At 68.0% G+C, this 26,357-nt stretch carries 23 protein-coding genes; 10 read left to right on the top strand and 13 right to left on the bottom strand.

Annotation, left to right across the window (positions count from 1 at the left end):
• Position 1: 1 nt before the first annotated feature.
• From leuS to AAID08_RS21310, 4 genes are all read right to left on the bottom strand, one after another.
• Positions 2–2,659, bottom strand: coding sequence for a leucine--tRNA ligase (leuS, locus tag AAID08_RS21325; protein ID WP_395756888.1), 2,658 nt, complete (start codon positions 2,657–2,659; stop codon positions 2–4).
• Between the two features lie 86 nt (positions 2,660–2,745).
• Positions 2,746–3,960, bottom strand: a complete 1,215-nt coding sequence (locus AAID08_RS21320; RefSeq protein WP_054503263.1) for an MFS transporter — start codon at positions 3,958–3,960, stop codon at positions 2,746–2,748.
• Between the two features lie 36 nt (positions 3,961–3,996).
• A complete protein-coding gene (locus tag AAID08_RS21315) occupies positions 3,997–4,509 on the bottom strand; it encodes a MarR family winged helix-turn-helix transcriptional regulator (RefSeq protein ID WP_064523429.1) in 513 nt (170 codons plus the stop codon).
• Between the two features lie 180 nt (positions 4,510–4,689).
• A complete protein-coding gene (locus AAID08_RS21310; protein WP_054503261.1) occupies positions 4,690–5,148 on the bottom strand; it encodes an HU family DNA-binding protein in 459 nt (152 codons plus the stop codon).
• Positions 5,149–5,558: 410 nt separating this feature from the next.
• On the opposite strand from AAID08_RS21310, the gene AAID08_RS21305 reads away from it, so the two are divergent.
• The 4 genes from AAID08_RS21305 to AAID08_RS21290 all read left to right on the top strand — a co-directional run bounded on the left by AAID08_RS21305 (position 5,559) and on the right by AAID08_RS21290 (position 10,074).
• On the top strand, positions 5,559–6,716 hold the full coding sequence (locus AAID08_RS21305) for a D-alanyl-D-alanine carboxypeptidase family protein (protein WP_081273386.1): 1,158 nt from the start codon (positions 5,559–5,561) through the stop codon (positions 6,714–6,716).
• A gap of 16 nt (positions 6,717–6,732) precedes the next feature.
• The gene (locus AAID08_RS21300; protein WP_064523432.1) at positions 6,733–7,281 is read left to right on the top strand and encodes a hemerythrin domain-containing protein; all 549 of its coding nucleotides are present in this window, start codon (positions 6,733–6,735) and stop codon (positions 7,279–7,281) included.
• A 94-nt stretch (positions 7,282–7,375) separates the two neighbouring features.
• On the top strand, positions 7,376–8,248 hold the full coding sequence (locus AAID08_RS21295; protein WP_175189784.1) for a phosphonopyruvate hydrolase: 873 nt from the start codon (positions 7,376–7,378) through the stop codon (positions 8,246–8,248).
• Between the two features lie 41 nt (positions 8,249–8,289).
• The gene (locus AAID08_RS21290) at positions 8,290–10,074 is read left to right on the top strand and encodes a SulP family inorganic anion transporter (RefSeq protein WP_395756887.1); all 1,785 of its coding nucleotides are present in this window, start codon (positions 8,290–8,292) and stop codon (positions 10,072–10,074) included.
• Positions 10,075–10,081: 7 nt separating this feature from the next.
• Here AAID08_RS21290 and AAID08_RS21285 read toward each other — a convergent pair whose 3' ends face one another.
• From AAID08_RS21285 to AAID08_RS21260, 6 genes are all read right to left on the bottom strand, one after another.
• Positions 10,082–10,843, bottom strand: a complete 762-nt coding sequence (locus AAID08_RS21285) for an ABC transporter ATP-binding protein (RefSeq protein WP_064523437.1) — start codon at positions 10,841–10,843, stop codon at positions 10,082–10,084.
• Positions 10,840–12,717, bottom strand: a complete 1,878-nt coding sequence (locus AAID08_RS21280) for an ABC transporter permease (protein ID WP_336235558.1) — start codon at positions 12,715–12,717, stop codon at positions 10,840–10,842. Before AAID08_RS21280 ends, AAID08_RS21285 begins: the two co-directional genes overlap by 4 nt.
• Positions 12,717–13,946, bottom strand: coding sequence for an ABC transporter substrate-binding protein (locus tag AAID08_RS21275; protein WP_082401958.1), 1,230 nt, complete (start codon positions 13,944–13,946; stop codon positions 12,717–12,719). Before AAID08_RS21275 ends, AAID08_RS21280 begins: the two co-directional genes overlap by 1 nt.
• Positions 13,947–14,204: 258 nt before the next feature.
• Positions 14,205–14,372: a 50S ribosomal protein L33 gene (gene rpmG, locus AAID08_RS21270; RefSeq protein ID WP_003810296.1), complete on the bottom strand. Its 168-nt coding sequence runs from the start codon at positions 14,370–14,372 to the stop codon at positions 14,205–14,207.
• A gap of 37 nt (positions 14,373–14,409) precedes the next feature.
• Positions 14,410–14,646, bottom strand: a complete 237-nt coding sequence (gene rpmB / locus AAID08_RS21265; protein WP_054503255.1) for a 50S ribosomal protein L28 — start codon at positions 14,644–14,646, stop codon at positions 14,410–14,412.
• 458 nt (positions 14,647–15,104) lie between these two features.
• Entirely contained in the window at positions 15,105–16,253 is a 1,149-nt protein-coding gene (locus tag AAID08_RS21260; protein ID WP_054503254.1) for a Bcr/CflA family multidrug efflux MFS transporter, read from the bottom strand.
• 210 nt (positions 16,254–16,463) lie between these two features.
• Between AAID08_RS21260 and AAID08_RS21255 the strand changes: the two genes are divergently transcribed.
• From AAID08_RS21255 to AAID08_RS21230, 6 genes are all read left to right on the top strand, one after another.
• On the top strand, positions 16,464–17,735 hold the full coding sequence (locus tag AAID08_RS21255) for a class I SAM-dependent methyltransferase (protein WP_372414904.1): 1,272 nt from the start codon (positions 16,464–16,466) through the stop codon (positions 17,733–17,735).
• 417 nt (positions 17,736–18,152) lie between these two features.
• On the top strand, positions 18,153–19,154 hold the full coding sequence (locus tag AAID08_RS21250; RefSeq protein WP_054438691.1) for an ABC transporter substrate-binding protein: 1,002 nt from the start codon (positions 18,153–18,155) through the stop codon (positions 19,152–19,154).
• A gap of 288 nt (positions 19,155–19,442) precedes the next feature.
• Positions 19,443–20,300, top strand: coding sequence for a proline/glycine betaine ABC transporter permease (locus AAID08_RS21245; protein WP_049072699.1), 858 nt, complete (start codon positions 19,443–19,445; stop codon positions 20,298–20,300).
• Positions 20,297–21,583 (top strand): glycine betaine/L-proline ABC transporter ATP-binding protein, encoded by a 1,287-nt coding sequence (locus AAID08_RS21240; RefSeq protein WP_054503252.1) that lies wholly within the window; start codon positions 20,297–20,299, stop codon positions 21,581–21,583. Before AAID08_RS21245 ends, AAID08_RS21240 begins: the two co-directional genes overlap by 4 nt.
• A 156-nt stretch (positions 21,584–21,739) precedes the next feature.
• Positions 21,740–22,114: a tautomerase family protein gene (locus AAID08_RS21235; RefSeq protein WP_054503251.1), complete on the top strand. Its 375-nt coding sequence runs from the start codon at positions 21,740–21,742 to the stop codon at positions 22,112–22,114.
• A gap of 13 nt (positions 22,115–22,127) precedes the next feature.
• On the top strand, positions 22,128–23,147 hold the full coding sequence (locus AAID08_RS21230) for a LacI family DNA-binding transcriptional regulator (protein WP_395756886.1): 1,020 nt from the start codon (positions 22,128–22,130) through the stop codon (positions 23,145–23,147).
• A gap of 17 nt (positions 23,148–23,164) precedes the next feature.
• On the opposite strand, the gene AAID08_RS21225 is transcribed toward AAID08_RS21230, so the two are convergent.
• Genes AAID08_RS21225 through AAID08_RS21215 form a run of 3 tightly spaced genes read right to left on the bottom strand, consistent with a single transcriptional unit; the run spans position 23,165 to position 26,355 of the window.
• The gene (locus AAID08_RS21225; RefSeq protein ID WP_395756885.1) at positions 23,165–24,076 is read right to left on the bottom strand and encodes an NAD-dependent epimerase/dehydratase family protein; all 912 of its coding nucleotides are present in this window, start codon (positions 24,074–24,076) and stop codon (positions 23,165–23,167) included.
• 16 nt (positions 24,077–24,092) lie between these two features.
• A complete protein-coding gene (locus AAID08_RS21220) occupies positions 24,093–25,175 on the bottom strand; it encodes a lactonase family protein (protein ID WP_395756884.1) in 1,083 nt (360 codons plus the stop codon).
• Positions 25,168–26,355, bottom strand: coding sequence for a sugar ABC transporter permease (locus tag AAID08_RS21215; RefSeq protein ID WP_395756883.1), 1,188 nt, complete (start codon positions 26,353–26,355; stop codon positions 25,168–25,170). The genes AAID08_RS21220 and AAID08_RS21215 overlap by 8 nt, the downstream gene beginning before the upstream one ends.
• Between the last annotated feature and the right edge of the window lie 2 nt (positions 26,356–26,357).

Raw genomic sequence — 26,357 nt, 5'->3', positions numbered from 1 at the left:
ATCAGCCTACGACGTTGACCAGTTTGCCCGGAACCACGATGACCCGCTTGGGCGGGCGGCCTTCCAGGTAGCGGGCGACTTCATCCTGGGCGGCGGCGAGTTTCTCGATGTCTTCCTTGGCGGCCTTGGCGGCGACGCGGATCGAGCCGCGCAGCTTGCCGTTGACCTGCAGCATCAGTTCGATTTCGTCCGCCACCAGCGCGGCTTCGTCGACGTGCGGCCACGGCGCGTCGAGCAGGTCGCCCAGCTCGTGCGCGTAGCCGAGGTCGCGCCACAGGTGCCAGGTGATGTGCGGCACCACCGGGTACAGCACGCGCAGCAGCACGCCCAGCGTTTCGGCGTAGGCGGCGTCGGCGTGCTTGCCTTCGGGCAGCTTGGCGTCGTCGATGGCGTTGAGCATCTTCATGCACGCCGACACGACGGTGTTGTACTGGATGCGCTGGTAGTCGTAGTCGGCCTGCTTGAGCAGGTTGTAGACCTCGCGGCGCAGATCCTTGACGGCGGCGGGCGCGTCGGTCCAGTCGGCGCCGGCGGCCAGGCCGCGGGCGACGGTGTCGCGCTGCGCGTAGCTGATCGACCACAGGCGGCGCAGGAAGCGGTTCGAGCCTTCGACGCCGGAATCGGACCATTCGAGGGTCTGCTCGGGCGGGCTGGCGAACATCACGAACAGGCGCGCGGTGTCGGCGCCCAGCGTGTCGATCAGCGATTGCGGATCGACGCCGTTGTTCTTGGACTTGGACATCGTGCCGACGCCGCCGTAGGTCACGTCCGAGCCGTCGGACTTGAGCTTGGCGCCGATGATGGCGCCGCGCGCGTCGTAGACGTTCTCGACTTCCTCGGGCCAGAAATACTCGACGCCGCCCTGGGCGTTCTTGCGCGAGTAGATGTGGTTCAGCACCATGCCCTGGCACAGCAGCTTGGTGAAGGGCTCGTCGAAGTTGAGCAGGCCCATGTCGCGCATGACCTTGGTCCAGAAGCGCGCGTACAGCAGGTGCAGGACCGCGTGCTCGATGCCGCCGATGTACTGGTCCATCGGCATCCAGTAGTCATTGCGCGCGTCGACCATGGCAGTGTTGTTGCCCGGCGAGGTGTAGCGCATGAAGTACCAGGACGAGTCCACGAAGGTGTCCATCGTGTCCGTCTCGCGGCGCGCCGGCTTGCCGCAACTGGGGCAGGCGCACGACAGGAAGGCTTCGTTCTTGGCCAGCGGGTTGCCGCTGCCGTCCGGGATCAGGTCGTCCGGCAGCACCACCGGCAGGTCCTTTTCGGGGACCGGCACCGGGCCGCAGTCCGCGCAGTGGATGATGGGGATCGGGGTGCCCCAATAGCGCTGGCGCGAGATGCCCCAGTCGCGCAGGCGCCAGGTCGTCTGCTTTTCGCCCAGGCCTTGCGCGCCCAGGTCGGCGGCGATGGCGTCCACGGCTTCCTTGTGCGACAGGCCGTCGTACTTGCCGGAGTTGATGGTGCGGCCGCTCTGCTTGTCGCCGTACCATTCCTGCCAGGCGTCGGTGGAGTAGGCCTTGCCGGCCACGTCCACGACCTGGCGGATCGGCAGGTCATACTTCCTGGCGAAGGCGAAGTCGCGTTCGTCGTGCGCGGGCACGCCCATCACGGCGCCGTCGCCGTAGGTCATGAGCACGTAGTTGCCGACCCAGACTTCGACCTGGTCGCCGGTGATCGGGTGGGTCACGAACAGGCCGGTGGGCAGGCCTTCCTTTTCGCGCGTGGCCAGTTCGGCCTCGGTGGTGCCGCCCAGCTTGCACTGTTCGATGAAGGCGGCCAGGGCCGGGTTCGACTGCGCGGCGTGGGTGGCCAGGGGATGTTCCGGCGCCACGGCGCAGAAGGTCACGCCCATGATGGTGTCGGCGCGGGTGGTGAAGACGTACAGCTTGCCGTCCTGGATCAACTGGCCGTCCTGGCCGGCGATCTGGTGCGGGAAGGCGAAGCGCAGGCCCTCGGACTTGCCGATCCAGTTTTCCTGCATCAGGCGCACGCGCTCGGGCCAGCCGGGCAGGTCGTTCTGCACCGCGCCCAGCAGTTCGTCGGCGTAATCGGTGATGCGCAGGTAGTAGCCGGGGATCTCGCGTTTTTCGACCGGGGCGCCCGAGCGCCAGCCGCGGCCGTCGATGACCTGTTCGTTGGCCAGCACGGTCTGGTCGACCGGGTCCCAGTTCACGACCTGGGTCTTGCGGTAGGCGACGCCCTTTTCGAGCATTTTCAGGAACAGCCACTGGTTCCACTTGTAGTACTCGGGGTCGCAGGCGCACATTTCGCGCGACCAGTCGATCGCCAGGCCCATCGCCTTCATCTGCTTCTTCATGTAGGCGATGTTGTCGTAGGTCCACTTGGCGGGCGGCACCTTGGACTTGATGGCGGCGTTCTCGGCCGGCATGCCGAAGGCGTCCCAGCCCATCGGCATCAGCACGTTGTAGCCCCGCATGCGCAACTGGCGCGCCATCATGTCGTTGATGGTGTAGTTGCGCACGTGGCCCATGTGCAGCTTGCCGCTGGGATAGGGCAGCATCGAGCAGGCGTAGAACTTCGGCTTCTCGGAGCCGTCCGGGTTCTTCGCGTGTTCATGGACCAGATAGGCGTCGCGTGCCTGCCAGTCTTGGTGGGCGGCCGCTTCGACGGTAGTGGGGAGGTAACGTTCCTGCATGGGCTCGTGCGCGATGGCGAAAAATGGGTGAACCGCCCCCGCGCGCCAGGCGCGGGGGCGGTCAAAACCCCTGATTATAGGAGGTGCTAGGCGCGGATAGGGGGCGGGGCGGTTTCCGGGATGCGGGCGCTGGCCCCGAGCATGCCGTAGGCCAGGGTTATGGCCGCCAGAACCGCGCCCGCGGTGACCACGCCGGGCCAGCCGTAATGGGAGTACAGCCAGGACGATACCAGCGATCCGGTCGCCCCGCCGATGAAGTAGCTGGTCATGTAACCGGCCGTCAGGCGGCTGCGGGCTTCGGGACGGGTGCGGTACAGCGAGCTGGTATTGGTGACGTGGACGCCCTGGATCGCCAGGTCCTGGATCAGGATGCCGGCCAGCAGCGCGATGACCGAGGCCTGGCCGAAGGCCATCAGGCCCCACGACGCCAGCAGCAGCAGCAGGCCGATGCGGGTGGCCTGGTTGCCCAGGCCGCGGTCGGCCAGCCTGCCGAACCGGTTGGCGGCGTAGGCGCCGGCCGCGCCGGCCAGCCCGAACAGGCCGATGGTGGTGTTGTTGAAACCGTAGTCCGGGCCCGACAGCAGGAAGGTCAGCGGCGTCCACAGCATGCTGAAGGCGGCGAACAGCAGGCCGCCCAGCAGCGAGCGGCCGCGCAGCAACGGTTCCTCGGCAAACAGGCGGAAGATCGAGCCGAGCAGACGCGGATAGCTCATCGCGGCCTGGCTCTTGTGGCGCGGCAGCACCCGCCAGAGCGCGCACGACATGCAGAGCATCAGGATCGCGGCGACCCAGTAGACGGTGCGCCAACTGCCCAGGTCGGCCAGCACGCCGGCCGCGGTGCGGGCCAGCAGGATGCCCAGCAGCAGGCCGCTCATGACGGTGCCGACCGCCTTGCCGCGCTCGTGCGGCGCCGCCAGGGTGGCCGCGAACGGCACCAGCACCTGTGCCACCACCGACAGCATGCCGGTCACCGCGGTGCCCAGCATCAGCATCTGGATGTTGCGGGCGAAGGCCGACACCAGCAGGCCGCCGGACGACAACAGGGTCATCAGCACGATCAGGCCGCGGCGTTCGAACAGATCGCCCAGCGGCACCAGCAGGATCAGGCCGAGCGCGTAGCTCAACTGCGCGATCATGACGATGCTGCCGGCGGTGGCGTTGGACAGCGTGAATTGCTGGCTGATGGTGTGCAGCAGCGGCTGCGCGTAATAGTTGCTGGCGACCGCCAGGCCGGTGGCGACGGACATCAGCAGGATGACGGGCGCGGTCAGCGGAGCGGGTTGGGCAGGTGCGGCGTTCATGTGAGGCGGGGCGTGGAAGTGTGGCGAAAGGAAGACTCAGGCGGCGATGCCGCCGGGCGTTTCCCGGTCGTGCGGAATCAGCAGTTTCTTCAGCAGGCCGGCCATCTGGCGGCGTTCGGTGGCGTTCAAGGGGGCGAGCAGCGATTCCAGTTCGCGCAGGTAATCCTTGAGCACCTGCTTGATGACGCGCAGGCCTTCGGCGGTCAGCGCCACGATGACGCCGCGACGGTCGTCGGGGTTGGGCGTGCGCGCCAGCAGGCCGGCCTGTTCCAGGCGGTCCAGCCGGTTGGTCATGGCGCCCGAGGTCAGCAGCAGCGCCGCGACCAGCTTCTGCGGATTCATGGCGTATGGCGCGCCGGTGCGGTACAGCGTCGCGAGCACGTCGAATTCGCCCTGGTGCAGGTGGTGGCGCTTGAACGCCTGGCCCACGTCACGCGCGGCGAAGGCGTGGAAGCGGAACACGCGGCTGAGGACGCTCATCGGCGAGATATCCAGGTTGGGACATTCCTGCTCCCACTGCGACAGCACCAGGTCGACCAGATCATTCATGATGTTTTTATATAAAGTATCTTTATATAAAGATAAATTCTAGCAGGCCGTCCCGGGATCATGCAAGGCGCGCCCGCCGGCGGGTGCGGACCGCGCCGGAAAGCGCGGGCGCGCAAAAAAGAAAGGGCCCGCCCCTTGCGGGGCAGGCCCTTTCCGGCTTGACCGGATAACCGTGCGGAATTACTGCGCGGCGTCCTTCAGCTTCTTGAGCGGGCGAACCTTCACCTTGACCGAAGCCGGCTTGGCGGGGAACCAGCGCTCTTCGCCGGTGAACGGATCCTTGCCGAAGCGCTTGGCCTTGGCGGGAACCTTCTGCACGGCAACCTTGAACAGACCGGGCAGCGTGAATTCGCCAGCGCCCTTCTTGTCCACGGAGCTCAGCACCGAGGTTTCCAGGCTGGCCAGGACGGCCTTGACCGCCTTGGCTTCAACGCCGGACTGCTCGACGATGTAGGCGATCAGCTGGGTCTTGTTCAGAGCAGCCTTGATAGCCTTGGGGGCGGCAGCGACCTTCTTGGCGGCGACGGCCTTCTTGGCTGCCGGCTTCACAGCGGGTTTGGCGGCGGTAGCCTTCTTTGCGGGCGCCTTGGCGGCGGGCTTGGTGACTTTCTTGGCAGGAGCTTTAGCTTTCGTGGCCATGGTCAAAATCCGTATGTTGAGGACATGGGGCAGCGCGCGCGCCGGGTATCGGCGTTTAACGCTACGCGCCCGATGATAGCGGAAGAGTGGCGGTTGTAGCCGGTTTCGCAAGGCCTTTCGCGCAATCTTTGTTGTTTTCCAGGCAGAAAAACCCCTTCTACAAGGGGTTCTGCAAAATGCAGTGACAATCGCTGCGATTTTTTCAGTGGCACGCGCGGCATCGGAACGCGCGCGCCAGACCATTGCGCGGCAGCAGACGTTGCGCGCGCCGGGCCGTTTTGAACCATCCGGGCCAAGCGTGTTCCAATGCTTCGCGCCGCGCGTCGGCGGGCGCGGGCGGGTGGCGGTGTGGCCGCCTGCCGGCGCTGGCCCGCGTGCCATCCTTACCCCGCATGGAAGTGAAGCACCCTATGTTGATGAAGAAGTTGGCGGCGAGCCTGCTCGTTGCGACCGCGTGTATGTCAGGCGCCCTGGCGCAATCGATGCCCCAGCCAGACCTGTCGGCCAAGGCCTGGTTGCTGCTGGACGAGACCAGCGGCCAGGTGATCGCGTCGCACGCGGCCACCGCCCGGATCGAGCCGGCCTCGCTCACCAAGATCATGACGGCGTACGTGGTGTTCGGCGCTATCCACAACAAGGAGCTGTCGCCGGACCAGAAGGTGACCATCTCGACGCGCGCCTGGAAAGTGCCGCCCGGCAGTTCCAAGATGTTCCTGGAGCCGGGCTCCAAGGTGTCCGTGGACCAGTTGCTGCGCGGCCTGATGATCCAGTCCGGCAATGACGCGGCGATCGCGCTCGCCGAAGCGCTGTCGGGCAGCGTCGAGGCGTTCGTGGCGCGCATGAATGACACCGCCGTGCAACTCGGCCTGCATGGCACGCACTTCGCCAGTCCCCACGGGCTGCCGGATCCGGGCACGTATTCCACGGTCAGCGACCTGTCGATCCTGGCCACGCGCTTCATCCGCGATTACCCCGAGCTGTACAAGGCCTACGATTCGGCCAAGACCTTCACCTATAACAACATCACGCAACCCAACCGCAACCGGCTGCTGTGGCTCGATCCCAGCGTCGACGGCCTGAAGACGGGCCATACCGACGCGGCCGGTTACTGCATCGTGGCGACCGCGCACCGGCCCAACGGCCGCGACCAGCGCCGCCTGATCACGGTGGTGGTCGGCACGGCCTCGGACAAACTGCGCACCCAGGAGAGCCGCGAGTTGCTGGAATGGGGCTTCCAGGGGTTCAATACCATCAAGTTATATGCGAAGGGCCAGGCGGTGGCCACGCCCGAGGTCTGGAAGGGCCAGACCGACACGCTCAAGGCCGGTTTCGCGCGCGACGCCTACGTCACGGTGCCGGCCGGCGCCAAGGTCGAGCCGGTCTGGACGCCGCAGGATCCGCTGGTGGCGCCGATCGCGGCCCAGGCCACGGTCGGCTCGCTGCGCGTGATGGTCGACGGCAAGCCCGCCATGCAGTTTCCGGTGGTGGCGCTGGAGCCGGTGGCCGAGGCCGGATTCGCCGGCCGCGCCTGGGATTCCATCCGCTTGTGGTGGCGCGGGCATTCCTGATCCGACGGGAGGGGACATGGCGGTGAGTTTTCCGGGTGGGCCGGCCGCGGCGCCGACCACCGATGATCCTCTTGGGCTGCTGTCCGCCTGTCATGGACGCATTGCGCGGCAATGCGCAACCTTGCGGCGCCTGGCCGCGCATCTGCCTGCGCATGGCAGCGATGACGCGGCCCGGGTCGCGGCGGCGGGCGTCGCGCGTTATTTCCAGACGGCCGCGATCCACCACCACGAAGACGAGGAAGAGGACCTGTTCCCGGCTCTGATCGAGTCCATGGCGGGTTCCGACGCCGTCTGCCTGCGCGCGCTGGTCGATGGATTGATTGCCGATCATGCGCGGCTGGCAGCGCTGTGGGCGCCGTTGCGGCAAATCCTGGGCGAGATCGCGGCGGGCCGCCCGGCGGCGCTGCCGCCGGCGCAGGTTGAGGCGTTCGCGGCGGCCTATGCGGCGCATATCCAGCGCGAAGAGGATGAACTGCTGCCGCTGGCCGCGCGCCTGATCGGCGATGACGCCCTGGCCGCGCTCAGCCGGGCGATGAAGGCGCGGCGCGGCGGCGAGGCTGGCTGAACCTCGTCGCGCGCCAGGCGGCCGCCCGGCGCTTCTTTTAGTGTTAAATGGTCGCAGCCGGGGCAATCCGCGCCGGATCTCGGATCGCCACGCCATGCACCGCAACGCACGCTTTCGCCGGAAACTGCAGGATCCCGCCCTGATGCACGCCATGTCGGCGCACAATCCGCTGGCCGCCCGGCTGGCGATGGAGGCCGGGTTCGACGCGATCTGGGGCAGTGGCTTTGAATTGTCGGCCAGCTACGCCGTGCCGGACGCGAATATCCTGTCGGCCGGGGTGCACCTGGACATGATGCGCGCCATGGCCGCCACGGTCGACGTGCCGGTCATCGCCGATATCGACACCGGGTTCGGCAACGCCATCAACGTTTCCTACGTCGTGCCGCAATACGAGGCCGCGGGCGTGTCGGCGGTCGTGATGGAAGACAAGACCTTTCCCAAGGACACCAGCCTGCGGACCGATGGCCGCCAGGAACTGGTGCGCGTGGAGGAATTCCAGGGCAAGATCGAAGCGGCCTGTGCCGCCCGTCGCGATCCCGATTTCTGCGTCATCGCGCGGACCGAAGCGCTGATCGCGGGACTTGGACAGGCCGAGGCCCTGGCGCGCGCCGCGGCCTATGAGGCGGCCGGCGCCGACGCCATCCTGATCCATTCCAGGCAGGCCACCCCCGACGAGGTGCTGGCCTTCGTCGCGGCCTGGTCCGGCGGCGTGCCGCTGGTGCTGGTGCCCACCGCGTACCCGCAACTGCGCGAGCGCGACATCCAGGCGCTGGGCAAGGTGGGGCTGGTGATCTACGGCAACCACGCGATCCGAGCAGCCGTGGGCGCGATGCGCAAGGTCTTCGCCCGCATCCGCGAGGACGGCGGCATCCATGCCGTCGATGCCGGCCTGCCGACCGTGCGCGATATCATCGGTCTCCAGGGCGACGCGGACATGCGCGAGCTGGAACGCAGGTTCCTGCGCTGAGCGCGCGGGAATGCAGAAGAGAGAGACGGGGCAGGGGAGCGATGGCGGCGGGATGGAAAGCGCGGTTGGCGCGGGTGTTGGGCGATTGGGTGCCGGAAGTCGGGCCCGCGACCCTGCGCGCGGACCTGACGGCCGGGCTGCTCGGCGCGCTGCTGGTGCTGCCGCAGGGCGTGGCCTTCGCCACGCTGGCCGGGCTGCCGGCGCAATATGGCCTGTATTCGGCCATCGTGCCCTGTATCGTGGCGGCGCTGTTCGGTTCCAGCCGCCATGTCATGTCCGGCCCCACCAATGCCAATTCGCTGGCGCTGTTCGCGGTGCTGACGCCGCTGGCGGTGGCGGGCAGTCCGGGCTACATCGAACTGGCCCTGGCGGTGACGGTGCTGGTCGGCCTGATGCAATGGCTGGTGGGCGCCCTGAGGCTGGGTTCGCTGGCGCACTTCATTTCACCATCGGCGCTGTTCGGCTTCACTAGCGGCGCGGCCCTGCTGATCGCGGTGCATGCGCTCAAGGATGCGCTGGGCCTGCCTGCGCCGGATTCGCATGGCGCCGGCGCGTTGCTGGCCAGCCTGGCCGGCCATTGGGACCAGTCGCTGGCGGGCGCGCTGCTGGTGACTGCCGTGACGATCGCCGCGGCCCTGTTGCTCAGGCGGCTGGACAGGCGCAGGCCCTACATGCTGGCCGGATTGGTGGCGGGGGCGCTGGCCGCGGCGGTGTTCAATGCGCTGGCGGCGCGCCTTGGCGCCGCGCCGGTGCCGCTCCTGGGAGATCTGGCGCAGCCGTGGCCGCCCTTCCACGTGCCCAGCATCGACTGGCGCGCCTTGCCCGATCTGCTCAGCCTGGCGTTCGCATTGACCATCGTGGCGCTGGCGCAATCGATTTCCATCGCCAAGGCGGTGGCGACGCGTTCGGGACAGCGCATCGACGCCAATCGTGAATTCGTCGGGCAGGGGCTCTCCAACGTCGTGGGCGGTTTCTTTTCCTGTTATCTGTCCTGCGGCTCGCTCAACCGTTCCATCCCCAACTACGAGGCGGGCGCAAAGACGCCGCTGGCGGCGGTGTTCTCGGCGCTGCTGCTGATGGCGCTGGTGGCGCTGAGCGGCCCCCTGCTGGCGCGGATTCCGCAAGCGGCCATCGCGGGCCTGTTGCTGCTGGTGGCCTGGACCCTGCTGGACGTGCCCCGCTGGCGCCAGTTGATCCGCACCCAGCCGGGCGAAAGCGCGATCGCCGCGGCCACGCTGGCGGCCACCGTCACCATCCGCATGGAGGTGGCGATCCTGCTGGGCACCGTGCTGTCGCTGATGGCGTACCTGCATCGCACCTCGCGGCCGGCGATGCGCACCATGGGGTTCGATTCGCGCGGCCTGGACCGCCGCTTCGTGGTGCTGGCGCAGCAGCCCGAGGCTTTGCCGGAATGCCCCCAGCTCAAGCTGCTGCGCATGGAAGGGTCGGTGTATTTCGGCGCAGCCGCGCACGTGGCGCAGCGCCTGCAGGAACTGCGCGCGGGTGCGGATGCGCCGCGCCATTTGCTGGTGATGGCCAAGAGCATGAACTTCATCGACCTGGCCGGCGCCCAGGTCTGGGAGGACGAACTGGTAGCGCGCCGCGCCATGGGAGGCGACCTTTATTTCCACCGGCCGCGTCCCGAGGTGCTGGCGATGTGGCGCCGCACCAGCTTCCTGGAGCGGCTGGGCGCGGACCACGTGTTTCCTGACAAGGCGACCGCGCTGCACGCCATCTACGCCAGGCTGGACCGGGGCATCTGCGCGGGCTGCCAGGCCAGGGTGTTCTGGGAATGCCAGCCGGATAGCCCGCAGGCCGGCCACTGATCCGGTCTCAGGGGGGCGGCGCGTCGGTGCCGAGATAGGCGGCCTGGACGCGTGCGTCGGCCGCGATCCGGTCTGGCGGGCCCTCGGCCAGCAGGCGGCCGCGCACCAGCACGGCGATGCGGTCGGCATGTTTGAAGACCACGTCCAGGCTGTGCTCGGTGAACAGTACGGCCATGCGCTGCGTGTCGGCCAGTTCACGCGTCAGGCGCATGAGCGCGTGGCGTTCGTTGGTGGCCATGCCGGCGGTGGGTTCGTCCATCAGCAGCAGCTTCGGCCGGTGCGCCAACGCCATGGCCAGCTCGACCCGCTTGACGTCGCCGTAGGCCAGGGCGCCGCAGTGCGCGCCGGCCTGGGCGGCCATCCGCACCTGTTCCAGCAGCGCCATGGCCTCGTCGGCGCGGTGCAATGCGGCGCGGCGCCAGGGACGGAACAACAGGCGGTCGCGCGACAGCAGGGCCGTCTGCACGTTTTCAAGCACCGTCATCGAGCGGAAGGTGGCGGCGGTCTGGAAGGTGCGCCCAACGCCCAGGCGGCAGATCTTGCCCGCCGTCAGGCCCACCAGCTCGCGGCCGTCCAGCCGCACCGATCCGGTATCGGGTCGCAACTGGCCGCCCAGCACGTTGAAGCAGGTGGACTTGCCGGCGCCGTTCGGGCCGATCAACGCCAGCATCTGGCCGGCCTCGAGCTGGAACGAGACATCCGCCAGCGCGTCGATGCCGCCGAATGATTTGCGCAGTCCCTCGACCGTCAGCAAGGCGTTGGCGGTCATGCGCGCCTCCGCGTCCAGCGCGCGGCGGCGCCCGCCAGGCCCGACGGGAACGCCATCACCAGCGCCAGGATGGCGAGCCCCAGCACCGCGTGCCAGTAGTCCGTGCTGCGTGCCGCGACATCCTGCAGCCAGGTGTAGGCGGCCGCGCCGACCAGCGGGCCGGCCAGCGTCTGCAGGCCGCCCAGCAGCACCATCACCAGCCCATCCACCGACCGGCTCACGCCGAGCACGTCGGGAGCGATGCTGCCCTTGGAGAACGCGTACAGCGCCCCGGCCATGCCCGCGGCCAGCGACGACGCCACGAAGCCGGCCCACTGGATGCGGCGGATGTCCATGCCCTGCGCTTCGGCCCGCAAGGCCGAATCGCGCGCGCCGCGCAGTGCGTAGCCCAGCGGCGAGAACGCCAGGCGCCGCAGCCAGGCGATGCCGAGCGCGCAAAGCGCCAGCGTCAGGTAGTAGAACCAGGGCCCCTGCGTCAGCCAGCGCGACGGCCACAGGCCGGTCAGGCCGTTGCTGCCGCCGGTCATCGCATCCCATTGATAGGCCAGCGCCCACAGGATCTGCGCCACGGCCAGGGTCAGCATCGCCAGGTACACGCCGGACAGGCGCACGCAGAACCAGCCGAACAGCGCCGCGCCAAGCCCGGCGGCCAGCGGGCCCAGCAGCAACGCGGCTTCCATCGGCAGGGCCGCCAGTTTCAGCAGCAGCGCCGCGCCGTAGGCGCCCAGGCCGAACCAGGCGGCGTGGCCGAATGTGGTCATGCCGGCCAGGCCGGTCAGGAAATGCAGGCTCGCGGCGAACAGGGCGGCGATCAGCACTTCGGTCAGCAGGATGCCCAGATACGGCCACTGCGCGGTCGCCAGGGGCGCCAGGACCAGCAATGCCAGCAACGCGCCGTAGGCCAGCCGCAGACGGCGGCCGGCGGGGGCGATGGGCGCCTCGGCCGCCAGCGCATGCGAGGAGGGCGCCGGCGGCTGGCCCAGCAGGCCCCAGGGACGCGCCACCAGCACGACGGCCATCACGGCGAATTCGGCCAGCAGGGTGAGCTTGGACAGGTTGAACAGCCAGGGGCCGATCTGCACTTGCCCCAGGAAGACGAAGACGGCCTTGACGCAGCAGATCAGCACCGCCGCCAGGAAGGCGCCGGGAATCGAGCCCAGGCCGCCGACGACAACGACTACGAAGGCGCTGGCGATGATCTCCAGATCGAGCCCGAGCGTGGCGGGCACGCGCGGCGCGGCCAGCGCGCCGCCGAGCCCGGCCAGGAACGCGCCCAGCGTGAAGGCCGAGGTGAACAGCCAGGCCTGGTTGACGCCGAGCGCGGCCAGCATGTCGCGGTTCTCGGCGGCGGCGCGCAGCAGCCGGCCCCAGCGGGTGCGCATCAGCAGCAGCCACAGCAGGCCCAGCACCACCGGGCCGGCCACGATCAGCAGCAGGTCATATTGGGGAAAGCGCCTGCCCAGGATTTCGACCGCGCCGGAGAGGCCGGGCGCGCGGGCCGCGAACAGGTCTTCCGGGCCCCAGATCGCCAGAGCGGCGTCGCCGATGATCAGCACCAGCGCGAAGGTCGCCAGCAACTGGAACAGTTCCGGCGCGCGGTATAGCCGCTTGAGCACCAGCAGTTCAGCCGCGGCGCCGATCAGGCCGGTGGCCAGCGCCGCCAGCAGCAGCCCGGCCCAGTAGCCCGGGCCGTCACCGAAATACCGGGTGAAGCTCCAGGCGAGGTATATCCCCAGCATGTAGAAGGAGCCGTGCGCGAAATTGACGACCCGCGTGACGCCGAAGATCAGCGACAGGCCGGCGGCCACCAGGAACAGCGCGCTGGCATCCGCCAGGCCGTTGAGCAACTGCGACAGCAGCCCGGACAGGCTCATCAGTGCGGGCGCATCTTGCGAACTTGTTCGTCCGGCGGTTGCAGGCGCGCGCCGTCGATGTAGGCGAAGTCCTTCATGATGCCCTTGCCGTCCTCGACCGCGGTGACGCCGATGTAGACGCCCATGGTCGACTGGTGGTCGATCTTGCGGTACTGGATCGGGCCGTAGGGCGTGTCCACTTTCAGCCCGGCGAAGGCGTCGACGAGTTTTTCGGTGTCGACCTCGCCGGCCGCCTTCAGGCCCTGGGCGATCGACATGAGCGACGCGTAGCCGACCACCGAGCCGACCTTGGGCGTCTCGTTGTAGCGCTTGCGGTAGGCCTCGACGAAGGCTTTGTTGGCCGGGGTGTCGATGGCGTACCAGGGGTAGCCGGTGACGATCCAGCCCGACGGCGTGTCGGCGCCCAGCGGCTCCAGGTACTCCGGTTCGCCGGACAGCACCGAGACCACGGCGCGGTTCTCGAACAGGCCGCGGGTGTTGCCCTCGCGCACGAAGCGCGTCAGGTCGGCGGCGAACAGCACGTTGAAGATGGCGTCCGGCTTGGCGTCGGCCAGGGCCTGGACCACCGCGCCGGCGTCGACCTTGCCCAGCGGCACGGCCTGCTCGGCGACGAATTCGACGTCGGACTGGAACGACTTCATCATGGCCTTGAAGGTGGCCACGGCCGATTGGCCGTACTCGTAATTGGGGTAGACGATGGCCCAGCGCTTCTTGCGCAGCGCCAGCGCCTTGGGCGCCAGCGCGGCCACGTGCATCCAGGTCGAAGGCCGCAGGCGCCAGGTATAGCGGTTGCCTTCCTGCCAGGTGATCTTGTCGGTCAGCGGCTCGGCGGCCAGGAAGAACACCTGCTGCTGCTTGGCGAAATCGGTCAGCGCCAGGCCGGTGTTGGACAGGAAGCCGCCGAACAGCAGATCCACCTTTTCGCGGGCCAGCAGTTCCTGGGCGGCGCGGACCGAATCGCCTGGGTTGCCGTTGTCGTCGCGCGAAATCACCTCGAGCTTGCGGCCCAGCACGCCGCCGGACGCGTTGACTTCTTCCAGCGCCAGTTGCCAGCCCTTCTTGTACGGGCCCAGGAAGGCGGGAATCGCCTTGTAGCTGTTGATCTCGCCGATGCGGATCGGCGGTTCCTTGTCTTTGGTGTCTTTGGCGGACGCGACGGGGGTCAGCGCCAGGGCCAGGAGCGCGGGGGCGAGCGCGCGGCGCAGCAGGGTCAGGCAGGGACGGAGCATGGCGGATATCGCAGGCGGGAAAGGGCCCGGGCAGGCCGGGCCGTGTCGGACACGGGTTCGGTTCGGCCCAATTGAAGCATGCTCGCCTGCCTGGCGCCAGGAAAAATGGCCCGCCGCGGGCCTGCAGGCGGACCCCAATGGTTTGCGTCCGGTGCGTCTGGCCGGCGCGCCAATGAAAAAGGCCCCGTCATGCAGGGCCCATCAATGAAAAAGCCCCGCGAGAGCAGGGCCTTTTCGACTTTCCGGAGACCGGCTGAATTACTTCAGCTTGGTTTCCTTGTAGTCAACGTGCTTGCGAGCGACCGGATCAAACTTCTTGATCAGCATCTTCTCGGGCATGTTGCGCTTGTTCTTGGTGGTCGTGTAGAAATGACCCGTGCCGGCAGTCGACTCGAGCTTGATCTTTTCGCGGATACCTTTGGCCATGTCGTGCTCCTAGTATGTCAGATTGGCGGGGGGCCGATTAGGCCAGTTCGCCGCGGGCACGCAGGTCGGCCAGCACGGCGTCGATGCCGTTCTTGTCGATCGTGCGGATGGCCTTGGCCGAGACGCGCAGACGCACCCAGCGGTTTTCGCTTTCAACCCAGAACCGGCGCGATTGCAGGTTGGGCAGGAAGCGACGCTTGGTCTTGTTGTTCGCGTGCGAAACGTTGTTGCCCACCATCGGGCCTTTGCCGGTCACTTGGCATACGCGTGCCATGGATGCACCTCATTTATTCTTGCGCATCGCCGGGGGGAGACAGGGTTTCAGCCGCCGGGCTAAGAAATATCAGAGGCTGGGATCGTCGTGGTCTTGCCACGAGGTCTTGCCATCTTGCCGGCCACCCAGTCTTAGTGGATGAGGGGGGAATCTTTGGAATCCCGCCCAGTGCTTATACCCGCTGCCTGCCATCCGCAAAAAAATGCGCTTGGGGGTCAGAGTGTTGAACTACAAAGCATAGTAGTCCAGCACGGGAAACTTCATGTGAAGACGTAGATTCTAATACGAAAAATCCAGGAAAATCAAGTGTCGAGGCGGCGACACATGGAAAAGCGTGGCGCTCTAGCCGCGACGGGCGCCGCTGGCGGCGCCCGTCGGGCTCGATTTCGGCAGGCATATTCCGCTGCGCGGCGCGTGCGGGCTTCCGTCCCCGTGCCAGCGGCGTTATGTCCCTGCGCTCAGGCCGGGTGCGATTGCGCCACGCGTCCCGACAGCCAGGACAGGCAGGCGCAGGTCGCCAGCGTGGTCGTCAGGGGCAGGGCGCTGTCGGTCTGCCAGGCGCTGACGGCGAAACCGGCCAGCGCGCCGCACGACAGTTGAAGCGTCCCCAATAGCGCCGACGCCGCGCCCAGGCGCTTGCCCTGATCCGACAGCGCCAGCGCCGCCGAGTTGGGATTGACGAAGCCCTGGCTGCCCATGTAGCAGATCAGGCAGGCCATCAACAGCGGCAGCGTCATCCAGCCCCCCAGCGTCAGCGCCACCGCCGCCAGGCTGGCGCAGGCCAGCGCGGTCAGGGCGCGGCGCTGCAGTTGGCGCGGGGTATAGGTGCGCAGCAGGCGGGCGCTGATCTGCGAGCAGACGATGAGCGACAGCGCGTTGGTGCCGAACAGCAGGCCGTAATACTTGGGGTCGACGCCGTATAGTTCGATGAACACCCGCGGCGAGCCGATGATGTAGGCGAACATGCCCGCCTGGCCGAAGCCGCCGGCCAGGCTGTGCGCCATGAACCCGCGGTGCGCGAACAGCGCGCGATAGTTCTGCAAGATGGTGTGCCAGCGCAGCGGCACCACCCGTTCGGGCGCCAGCGATTCCTTCATGATGAGCACGACGGCCGTCATCAGCATGGCGCCGCCGGTCAGCATCACCCAGAACAGGCTGCGCCAGCTGGCGATGCCCAGCAATTGCCCGCCGGCCAGCGGGGCGAGGATCGGCGCGAGACCCATGATCAGCATCAGCAGCGACATGGCGCGCGCCGCTTCGTGGGTTTCGTAATGGTCGCGGATGACGGCGCGCGGGATCACGATGCCGGCCGCGCCGCCCATCGCCTGCACCACGCGCCAGCCGGTCAGCGCCTCGACGGAGCCGGCCAGGGCGCAACCCAGCGACGCGATCATGAATAGCGCCAGGCCCACCAGCAGCGGCGGCTTGCGGCCGAAGCGGTCGGCCATCGGACCATAGAACACCTGCGCCAGCGCCAGGCCGATCAGGTAGGCGGCCAGCGTGCGCTCGACATCGCCGCGCGGCACGCCGAGGTTGGCGGCGATCGTCGGGAACGCCGGCAGGTACATGTCGATGGCGAAAGGACCGATCGCCGTCAGCGCGCCCATGAGGATGAGCCAGCCCGGCAGCGCGCCGCGGGAAGAATGGGTAGGGGGCATGTGGATCGCGACGGGATCGCGCAATTGACAGGGTGCGTCGCGCGGCATTGCGCGTTTTGCACCAAGCCAATGACTGTATCACGCGTCGCCTTACACGCAAATTGCAAGTGATTTCCGATACAGTCTGTCCGTGTCCGTACGTATTCCAGAGGAGATGCTGTGAGTCCTTTGCTGTCTGTTGTGGAACGCAAGCTCCAGGCTTTGCCCGTCACTGTCCAGTTGGTGCTGCCCGATGGCACCGTGGTCGGGCCGCCGGATCCCCGCGTGCGGTTCGTGACGCATGACAAGACCGCGCTGGCTCACCTGGCCGAGGGCGCCGTGGGCGTGCTGGGGCAGGACTACGTCGAGGGCCGCATCGATATCGAAGGTTCGATGCGCGACGTGATGGCCGCGGCCGCGGCGCTGTTGCCGGGTTCGCCGGTGGACGCGGCGCGCGGCGGCTGGCTGACCGAGCTGGTGCGCAAGGTGATGTCGGTGTGGCGCCACTCGATGGAGCGCGATGCCCGCCAGATCGAATTCCATTACGACCTGTCCGACGATTTCTACGCCTTGTGGCTCGATCCGCGCCGGGTCTATTCCTGCGCCTACTACCGCGAGCCGGGCATGAACCTGGCCCAGGCCCAGGAAGCCAAGCTCGACCACATCTGCCGCAAGCTGCGGCTGCGGCCGGGCGAGCGATTCCTCGATGTGGGCGCGGGCTGGGGTGGGCTGCTGCTGTGGGCCGCCGAGCACTACGGCGTGGACGCCACCGGCATCACGTTGTCGCGCAACCAGCACGCGCACGTCACTCGGCTGATCCAGGAAAAGGGCCTGGGCGACCGCGTGCGGGTGGAGCTGCTGGACTATCGCAAGCTCGACGAGGCCACGCCCTATGACAAGATCGCCTCGGTCGGCATGTTCGAGCACGTCGGCCGGGCCCAGTTGGAAGGCTACTTCGCCAAGCTGCGCCGGCTGCTCAAGCCGGGCGGGCTGATCATGAACCATGGCATCACCGCGGCCGGCGTCTACAACGCCGAACTGGGCAGCGGCATGGGCGAATTCATCGAGAAGTACATCTTCCCCGGCGGCGAGCTGACCCACATCAGCGTTGTCATGGAGGCCATGACCAACGGCGGCCTGGAAGAGGTGGACGTGGAGAATCTGCGGCCGCACTATGCCCGAACCCTGTGGGCGTGGAGCGACGCGCTCGAGGCCAACCTGGCCGAGGCCGCCCGGATCCTGGGCGGCGAGCAGGGCGAGCGTTCGCTGCGCGCCTATCGTCTCTACCTGGCGGGTTGCGCCATGGGCTTCGAGCACGGCTGGATCGCGTTGCACCAGATCTTGGGCCAATACCCGGCCACGGGGCGTCCGGACGAGCTCGACAATCCGCCCGACCTGGCCTACCCGTGGCGGCGCGATTACATGTACCGGGACGCCGATCCAAGGCCCTGAAACCGGGTTTTGGAAGCGTCAAATGTATTTATAAGAACAAAATATTAACTAAATGTATCTATGTTTTCGAGGGGCGATTCCCCAGGGGAAAACGGGGAATCGCCTCTTGGGAATAAGGGTTTTTCCGAACGCTTTTCGGCGTGAATGTATCTGATTCGTTCAGGTGCGGGCTTGGGCTATGCATTAATTTCGGTTAAGATGCTGGCTTCTTCTTTCAGTTTGTTCACTATCTGTGGGTTCTCGAAAACTCTGTTTTTCGAGGCTCCTGTCTTGCAAGACCCCGCACCCTGCGGATCCTCTTGTTGCTAGTGTCGGTTTGTATTGGCGGTTCTGCCCGTCTTCCGCACAACCCCCTTAGCTCCATGGCACGGCCGGACCAGCGCCGCCGTGTCCCTGAACCTATGGAGGCAAAAGCCAATGCGTTTCACCCCCGTCAAGACCCTGGCCGCCGCGGCCATCTTGTTCGCCTTCGCCGGTTCGGCCCAAGCCGCCGATGCGCCGCAATGCGAACTCAAGCGTCCGATCAACTTCGGCGCCATGAACTGGGAATCCAATCTGGTCCTGGTCGATGTCGAACGTTTCATCATGGAAAAGGGCTACGGTTGCAAGACCGAAACCCTGCCTACCGAGACCCTGCCGGCCCTGGCCGCGCTCGAGCGCGGTGACCTGGACATCAACACCGAGATCTGGCTGAACAGCGTCGCCGACCCCTGGGAACGCGCCGAAAAGACCGGCCGCGTCAAACGGATCGGCGATCTCTACATGGGCGGCGAGGCCTGGTACATCCCGCGCTACACCGCCGAGCGCCTGCCCGAGCTGAAGTCCGCGGCCGACCTGCCGAAGTTCAAGGACAAGTTCAAGGACCCCGAGGAACCCGGCAAGGGCCGTTTCTACGGCTGCCCGGCGGGCTGGGGTTGCGAAGTCACCAGCACCAACCTGTTCCACGCCCTCAAGCTGGACGACACCTACACGCTGTACTCGCCGGGCACCGGCGCGGCGCAGAAGGCGGCCCTGATGTCGGCCTACAAGCGCAAGCAGAACGTGGTCTTCTACTACTGGTCGCCCACGCCGCTGGTGGGCGCCATGGACCTGGTCAAGCTGGAAATGCCGCCCTACGATGCCGACAAGCACAAGTGCCTGACGTCGCCCAAGTGCGCCAAGCCCGAGGCCAGCGCCTATCCCGACAATCCCGTCTTCACCGCGGTGAACACCAAGTTCTCGCAGGAAGCGCCGGTGCTGACCGAGTTCCTGTCGAAGGTCTCGGTGCCGCTGCCCGTGATGAACGAGACCCTGGCCCACATGGAGGAAACCGGCGACGAGTCCGGCGCCGTGGCCAAGTGGTTCCTGAAGAACAAGCCCGACGTCTGGACCAAGTGGGTCCCCGCCGACGTCGCCGGGCGCGTGCAAAGCGCGCTGTAACCCGCGCCGCCTTTCCGGCGGCGGGCCGCTCCGGCTTGCCGGGACGGCCCGCCGGGTTGGACTTTTTCCCCTTGGGATGACCCCAAGGGGAAAAAGCCCTCCGGCAGGCGGACTGCCCGCCATGCGGGCAATGCGCGGGAGGTATTGCTCCCGCGCCGGACTGTAAGCGTGTTTCGCCCTTGCCGACGGCCGCTCCCCGCGAGGGGCGCCGCCGCCGGCCTCCGTGCCGGATGCCGTGCTGGCGCACGGCGCGGCGCGTGGCGAACGCGCTGAAATGGAGTCAAAAACATGTTTCCTGAAATCATTCCCGCGCGTCAGGTGCGCGGGGCCATCGACGGATTCGTCGATCATCTGGTCACCAATTACGCCGACACCCTGGAGACGCTGTCCCAGCCCGTGCTGCACGCCCTGGTGTGGCTGGAGCAGGTGCTGCGCAGCTCGCCCTGGTGGGCCGTGGTCGGCGTCACCATCGTCATCGCCTGGCTGGTCAGCCGTCGCATCGGCCTGAGCCTGGCCATGGGCGCGCTGCTGTGCGTGATCGGCGTGCTCGGCCTGTGGGACGCCGGCATGCAGACGCTGGCGCTGATGATCATGGCGGCGGGGCTGTCGGTGATCATCGGCATTCCGCTGGGCGTGCTGATGGCGCGCGTCAACTGGCTGCGCTCGATCATGCTGCCGGTGCTGGACGTGATGCAGACCATGCCCAGCTTCGTGTACCTGATCCCGGTCGTGATGCTGTTCGGCCTGGGCAAGATCCCGGCCATCATCGCCACCGTGATCTACGCCGTGCCGCCGCTGATCCGCCTGACCGACCTGGGCATCCGCCTGGTCGACCGCGAGGTGCTGGAAGCGTCGCGCGCCTTCGGCGCCAATCCGCGCCAGCAGTTGTTCGGCGTTCAGTTGCCGCTGGCCTTGCCCAACATCATGGCCGGCATCAACCAGACCACGATGATGGCGCTGTCGATGGTGGTGATCGCCTCCATGATCGGCGCGCGCGGCCTGGGGTATGAAGTGCTGCTCGGGATCAACCGCCTGGAAGTGGGCCGCGGCCTGCTGGCGGGCCTGGGCATCGTGGTGCTGGCCGTGCTGTTCGACCGGATCACGCAATCGTATGGACAGCGCATGCGCATGGGAGGCCAGCGATGAGCAAGATCGAAGTCAAGAACATCTACAAGATTTTCGGGCCGCATCCGAAGAAATGGCTGGAAGCCGCCCAGGGCGGCATGAGCAAGGAAGCGCTGCTGGCCGAAAGCGGCCACACGCTGGGCCTGCGCGACATCAGCCTGTCGATCGAAGAGGGCAGCATCTACGTCATCATGGGCCTGTCGGGTTCCGGCAAGTCGACGCTGATCCGCCACTTCAACCGCCTGATCGAGCCCAGCGCGGGCCACATCCTGGTCGACGGCGTCGACGTGGTCAGCCTGAACAAGCGCGACCTGGAGACCTTCCGCCAGAAGAAGATGAGCATGGTGTTCCAGCGCTTCGGCCTGTTCCCGCACCGCACCGTGCTGGACAACGCCGCCTACGGTCTGGCCGTGCAGGGCGTGGGCCGCGCCGAGCGCGAGCAGCGCGCCCGCGAATGGCTGGAGCAGGTCGGCCTGTCGGGCTTCGAACAGCAGTATCCGCACCAGTTGTCGGGCGGCATGCAGCAGCGCGTCGGCCTGGCGCGCGCGCTCGCCACCGACGCGGAGATCCTGCTGATGGACGAGGCCTTCTCGGCGCTCGATCCGCTGATCCGTCGCGAAATGCAGGACCAGTTGCTGCAACTGCAATCCAAGCTCAACAAGACCATTGTCTTCATCACCCATGACCTGGACGAGGCGCTGCGCCTGGGCAACCGCATCGCCATCCTGAAGGACGGCGAACTGGTGCAGGAAGGCACGCCGGAAGACATCCTGTTGAACCCGGCCAACGATTACGTGCAGTCGTTCCTGCAGGACGTGAACCGCACCAAGGTGCTGAACGCGACCCATGCGGTGAACCCGGCGCGCCTGACGCTGACCATGCGGTCGCGTCCGGCCCACGCGGTGGACCGCATGCGCGCGCTCAACTACGAATACGCGCCGGTGCTGGACGGCAAGCGGCTGGCTGGCGTGCTGACGCTGGTCGCGGCCGAGCAGGCCGTGCGCGAGGGCGGGCGCGACGTGTCGCGCTTCGTCGAGGATCTGGCCTCGGTGCCGGCCACGGCGGGCCTGGGCGAGGTGCTGGCGCAACTGGTGCACAGCGACCAGCCGGTGGCGGTGACGGGCGAGAACGACGAGTTCATCGGCATGCTGTCGCGCAAGAAGGTGGTCGAACTGGTTACGCCGGTGCTGGCCGAGACGGCGCCGACGGACCCGTCCGCCGAGACGCCTGCGGAGGACGGCCAGGCGGCGCAGGCCGAATTGCAGGGCCAGCCGCAACCGGCGCCGCGAGGCGAGGCGGCCTGAGGCCCGATCGCCGCCAGGCAAGGCGGGCGGCGGGTGCCGCCCGTCATGACGAGCCGATTCCGGCGCGGCCAGGCTTGCGCCTCGGGCCAGTCCGGATATGATGGCTGGCCGGCGCCGACTGCCGGCGTGCCACTATTCGGAATATCGGAATCCGTCATGCCAATCTTGAATGTCCAGATCATGCAGGGCCATTCGGCCGCCCAGAAGACCACGTTGCTGAAGGCGGCCTCGCAGGCGGTCGTGGAAAGCATTGCCGCGCCGCTGTCCAGCGTGCGCATCGTGCTGCAGGAAATCCCGGCCGAACACGTCATCGTGGCGGGCGAAATCGGCAAGGCCATGGCGCGCGTCGACGCGGCGCTGATCGAGGGCCGTGACGAAGCCAAGAAGTCGGCGCTGATCGCGGCGCTGAACCAGGCCGTCTGCGACAGCATCGGCATTTCGGGCGAAGACGTGCGGGTGCTGATCCGCGACGTGCCCAAGACCGACATGGGCGTGGCCAACGGCCTGAGCGCCAAGGCCGCGGGCCGCTGAGCGGGGCCCCGGCATGGCGACCGGCAAGGACAGGGGATCCGTCACCGTCGATGACGTGGCGGCCCAAGCGGGCGTGTCGATCAAGACCGTCTCGCGGGTGCTGAACAACGAGCCGAACACCAGCGAGAAGACGCGCGCCAAGGTCATGGCCGCGATCGAGTTGCTGAAGTACCAGCCCAATCCCTCGGCCCGCCGGCTGGCCAGCAAGCGCTCGGATCTGATCATGCTGGTCTACGACAACCCCAGCGACAACTACCTGATCAATATCCAGCACGGCGCGCTCGACGCCTGCAAGCGCTATTTCTACAGCCTGCTGCTGCATCCGTGCTACTATCGCGCACCCGACCTGGCGGCGCAGATCGTGCAGGCGGCGCGGCAGCACGCCTGCGCCGGGCTGGTGCTGACGCCGCCGTTGTCCGACGTGCGCGCGCTGATCGAGGCGTTGGACCATGGCGACGTGCCCTACGTGCGGCTGGCGCCGGGTTCGCCCAGCGCCCGGGGGCTGGAAGTCAGCACCGACGATCGCGCCGCGGCGCGCGACATGACCCGTTACCTGCTCGGCCTGGGCCATCGCCGGATCGGCTTCGTGGCCGGGCATCCCGACCACGGCGCGGTGGGCGAGCGCCTGCATGGCTACCGCGATGCGCTGGCGGAGCTGGGTGTGGCCTACGATCCGGCGCTGGTGGAGCAGGGCCTGCATTCGTTCGATTCGGGGATGCAGTGCGGCCAGCGTCTGCTGGACCGCGCGCAGCGCCCGACCGCGATCTTCGCGGCCAATGACGACATGGCGGCCGGCGTGCTCTACACGGCGCACGCGCGCGGCCTCAAGGTGCCGCAAGAGTTGTCGGTCGCGGGCTACGACGATACGCCGCTGTCACGCCAGACCTGGCCCAAGCTGACCACGCTGCGCCAGCCCATCCGCGAGATGGCCTATGCGGCGGTCGAGCAGTTGGCCTCGCGCGAACCGCAGGCGCGGGTGCGCACGCTCGGCTATGAGCTGGTGGTGCGCGATTCGACCCGCTCGCCCGGCTGAGCCCGGCGCGCGGGCGCTCAGCGCAGGCGCTTCTGCACGTCATCCTGCGGCGCGTAACCAATGCTGTCGCGGGCCTCGGCCACGTCCCAGGCGCTGCCCTGGTTGGCCGACACGCCGTTGACGGTCACGCTGCCGTCCGGCCAGTTCGACGCATCCGCGGTCAGCGCGGCAAGCAACAGCCGTTCGAAATCCCCATTGGATAGCCACATATCGTGGAACCACGCCAGCGCGCGGCGGGCCGGCTCGTCCCGCGCGGGGGGCGCCGGCGCGCGCCGATGCGCCACGCCGGAATAGGTCATGTCGCGCGGATCGTTGTCGTCCGGCAGAATCCAGCCGATGCGCGCGATCACGGTGGACAGCTTGCCGTGCGTGACGGCGGAAAAGGCGCGGCACAGCCGCTCGCCCATCACCTTCGAGGTGCCGTAGGCCAGCGAATGCACCTCGCGCTCGCCGTCGAACCAGCGGGTGCCGGGCGCGGGCTCCGTGCGCGCGGTGAGCTTGCCCGGCCCGATCGTGGCGGCCAGCGGCAGGTCCTTGTAGCCGCCCATGGCGTGATTCGATGACGAGAATAGCAGCCGGCGCACGCCCTGCGTGGCGGCGGCCGTCAGGACGTTCAGCGTCATGTCGTAAGAGCCCAGCGCCTCTTCCCAACTGGCGTCGGGCGTCGAGTGGCGTGCCGCCAGGTGCAATACCGCGTCGGCGCCGGCGAAGTGGCGGGTCCAGCCGGGATCGGGCCGTTGCAGGTCGGCGGCCACCAGGGTCAGGCGGTCGCGCAGCTCCGGGCTGAAGACGCTGGCGTCCGCCTGCAGGTCGATGCCGGTCAGGTGCTCGCACCAGGGCTGGCGCGCCAGGATGGCCAGGGCCTTGCGGCCGAGCTGGCCGGTGGCGCCGGTGACGATGATGCGGGTGGGGGGCAGGGTAGAGGTCACGGTGGATGTTTCCGGTTCAAGGCAGAGGGCACAGGCAGGCGGGAGAGCGCAGCGGGTAGGGGGCGCCGTGCGACTGCGCCAGGCCGGTGGCCGGATCGATGCGCACGGCGCGAAGGAGGTGATCGTCCTGGGCGGCCAGCAGCAGGAATTCGCCATCGGGCGTGAAGGCGATGTCGCGCGGCGTGCGGCCACCGACGGCGATGAAACCGAGCGGTTCGAGCCACGGCGCCGCGCGGCGCAGCCGGAAGACCGCGATGCTGTCGTGGCCCCGGTTGGCGGCATACAGCAGGTCGCCGCGCGGATGCAGGCGCAGCGCCGACGTGGTGTTGGCGCCGCGCCAATCGGGCGGCAGCGTGCTGGCGCGGGCCAGGGCGTCGCCGGCGCCGTCCAGCGCGTACAGCGCCAGGGTGTTGGACAGTTCTTCCACCACCACCGCCAGCGTGTCGCCGGCCGCCAGCACGAGATGGCGCGGTCCGGCGCCGGGCGGCGTGCGCCATTGGCGTATCGGCATGGCCTCCAGGCCGTCGGGCAGGACGCGGTGGCAGGCAATCGTGTCGGTGCCCAGATCGCAGAGGTAGACCCGCGTGCCGTCGGCCCCGGGGGCCGCGTAATGCACGTGCGGACCTTCCTGGCGGTCGGCGCGCGGCCCGGAGCCGCTTCGCGTGATGACCTGGGGCGCGGCGCTTGGCAGGCCGTCGGCGTCGAGGGCGTAGCACAGCAGTTCGCCGGAGCCGTAGTTCGACACGTACAGTTGCCGCGCCGCCCGGTTGATGCTGACGTGGCAGGGCGCGGCGCCGGGTATGGCGACGCGCCCGATGGGGCGCAGGGCCGCGGCGCCGTCCTCGATCTCGAAGACCTCCAGCGCCGCGTCCCGCTCCTGTTCGCTGACGCTGTAGAGGCGGCCGGCCGTCGCGCACAAATAGGAGGGGTTGACCGGGCCGGACAGCACCTGGCGTTGCCGGAACGATGCCGTCGCGCCATCGAACGCGAGCAGGTGGATGCCCTGGCCGCGGCCCTGCACGTGGGGCAGGATTTCGGTATAGGTGCCGACGGCGAGCACGCAGGCGCCGGGTACGCGGGAAAGGATGTCGTTATGCACGTTCGGACCTCGTCGCCACGTCGATCCACACCGCCAGCACCAGCACGGCGCCCTTGACGATCATCTGCCAGGAGGCGTCGACGTTCATCTGCTGCATGCCGTTGTCCAGGCTGGCCATGACCAGCGCGCCGATCAGCGCGCCGTACACCGTGCCGGAGCCGCCGCGCATCGAGGTGCCGCCGATGAAGCAGGCGGCGATCGCGTCGAGTTCGCCGCCCACGCCGGCCGACGGCGAGCCGGCCGCAGAACGCGCGGTGGTGACAATGCCGGCGAACGCGCACATCAACCCCATCAGCATGAACACCATCAGCTTGACGCGCTGGACGTTGACGCCGGACAGGCGGCTGGCCTCGACGTTGCCGCCAACCGCGTAGACGTGGCGGCCGAACACGGTCTGCGTGGCGATCCACGAGAACGCGCCCAGCAGGGCCAGCAGGATCAGCACCGGCAGCGGCACGCCGTGGGCCTGGTTCAGCACCAGGACGAAGCCGACGGCGGTGGCGGTGATGGCGCCGATGCGCAGCGCGTCGATCCAGCGCGGCGCCACGGCCAGGCCCAGGCGGCGATGGCGCCGCCGGCGCGCCAGCGTCAGGCCGCAGGTCAGCGCGACGATCAACGCGGCGAACAGCCAGGACAGGGCGGGCGGCACGAACGCCTGGGCGATGGCGCCCAGGTCGTCGGGCACGGGCGCGATGGTGACGCTGTCGGTGCTCAACTGCAGCAGGCCGCGGTAGGCCAGCATGCCGCCCAGGCCGACGATGAACGACGGCACCCGCAGCCGGGTCGTGAGATAGCCATTGACCAGGCCGAGCGCGGCGCCGGCCGCCAGCACCACGGCGACCGACAACCAGGTGTTCCAGCCCAGGTTGACCGTCAGGATGGCGACCAGGCCGCCGAGCAGCCCGAGCAGCGAGCCGACCGACAGGTCGATCTCTCCGGCGATGATGACCAGCACCATGCCGCAGGCCAGCATGCCGGTCACCGACATCTGCAGCAGCAGGTTGGAGATGCTGTTGGGCCGCAGGAAGCTGCCATGGGTCTGATGCCAGAAGAACAGCCAGATCAGGGCGAGCGCCAGCAGCATGGCCAGCAGCTTGTGGCGCGCGAACAGTTGCCGCAGCGGCGGATGTCCGCCGCGCCGGCGCGGTTCTGAAGAGGAGGAGGCGAGTATCTGGGTCATGG

Origin of the sequence: Achromobacter sp. EB05 (assembly GCF_044232075.1) — a bacterium.
In the GTDB taxonomy this organism is placed as follows: domain Bacteria; phylum Pseudomonadota; class Gammaproteobacteria; order Burkholderiales; family Burkholderiaceae_B; genus Achromobacter; species Achromobacter dolens.
Note: the sequence above shows the minus strand (reverse complement) of the source record. Positions and strands in the feature narration are given on the sequence as shown.